Source organism: Aquimarina agarivorans, from assembly GCF_000218485.1.
Classification (GTDB): domain Bacteria; phylum Bacteroidota; class Bacteroidia; order Flavobacteriales; family Flavobacteriaceae; genus Aquimarina; species Aquimarina agarivorans.
In genome coordinates this window covers 1-1,419 of the sequence record NZ_AFPB01000114.1, presented here as the reverse complement: position 1 = coordinate 1,419, position 1,419 = coordinate 1, and the positions used below count along the sequence as shown (strand labels likewise).

Genomic DNA, 1,419 nt, shown 5'->3' with positions numbered 1-1,419 from the left:
AACGTCTCGGGTATGTTGTCGTAGCTGACGTTAGGAAGCTATGCAATATACCCATTGTTAGGCAATGTTATGCATGTACTGCTCTACTAAGAAGATAAATATAGATAATTAAACAAATTAATTCGACAATAAATAAAAATAAACTAATTTTCAAGACTTTAGATGAATTTGAGTTTACTTTTTTCGTATTATCATTTCGTAAGTAAAAAATAATGGAAAAAAATAGCAGAAGTTGTGTATGCGATATTTTTAATAATTTCAATATCGTATTTTTCTGGGTATAACCAGAATAGTCTTAAAGTGCTATTTGAAAATATTATAGGTGTTATTAATAAACAAACTAAACAAAAGACCCCAAAATATAAATTTATTTTTTTCATATTATCATTCAATTTTCGTTGTCTTTGTTTTTGAATCATATATCACTTTTTTATGACCTTCATCAAAAAACTCTTTTACAATTTCATTAGGAGAAGTATCTATTACAAACCAAGGTGCTTTTATATTTTCGTCTGCTTTTATGACATCCATTGCAAAAGTACCGCAATTATTCCTTAATAAATTATATTCGTCTCTATCAACATCATATTCTGAATCTATATTTTCAAAGTCTTTTGCGTGATTTTTATGTAAATCAGGGTCATTTATATCATCTGGAACACTTTCGATATGTTTTTTTTCAGCATATAAAATCATTTCATTAACATTTTTTGTTTCAATATATGCTCCAGTTATATTTCCGTTATGCCCAGATTGGTTTGATATCTTTTTTAATACTTTATTAAGTTCTGAAATTTTGATTAATCCTTTTCCTTCCCATTCGACGTTAGGTATAGTTTTCTTTCGCACATAACCTTTTGTTTTATCCCAAGAATGTGGATATCTTCCAAATTCATAATAAGAAGTAACTCCATTATTTTCTATTAATAATACACCAGCATGTCCAGTTGGTATTTTTGGGACTTTATATGTTTTTCCTTTCGGTAGAGGAATCTCTATTTCGGGATCAGCTTTATAATCAGGAAATGCAATATAAATAGCAACCCCTGGATGAATAATATTTACAGATGTACTCATTTGTTGCACCGTTCCATCAGATCTTTTATAAGAAACAGTTGCTGTCAAAACTCTAGTTTCTCTGTTTACATAAACTTTGTAACCGTCTCCTTTATAATTTTTTTACTTTAAGGTTTCCCATTTCTATTTAAAGTTGAGTTGTGTTAATGTTGCCTAACGGCTCAGTGTATGGAACGTAGCGTTTAAAAAGACACTAACTTTTCGGATTAACACAGAGCCGAATTTTTATATTTTGTTTTTAATTTTTATCATTTTAAAAGCCAAATTAAAAATTTGGCGGACTTTCTAAATATACACAAACCTTTCGGTTAAGCACTTATTAGCTATGTTTTATACACCGTG

General features: G+C 28.8%; 1 protein-coding gene. It reads right to left on the bottom strand.

Features of this window, described 5'->3' with window-relative positions; genetic code table 11:
• Window positions 1–384: 384 nt before the first annotated feature.
• Window positions 385–1,125, bottom strand: a complete 741-nt coding sequence (locus GMC_RS0105820; RefSeq protein ID WP_010521253.1) for a hypothetical protein — start codon at window positions 1,123–1,125, stop codon at window positions 385–387.
• Window positions 1,126–1,419 lie beyond the last annotated feature (294 nt).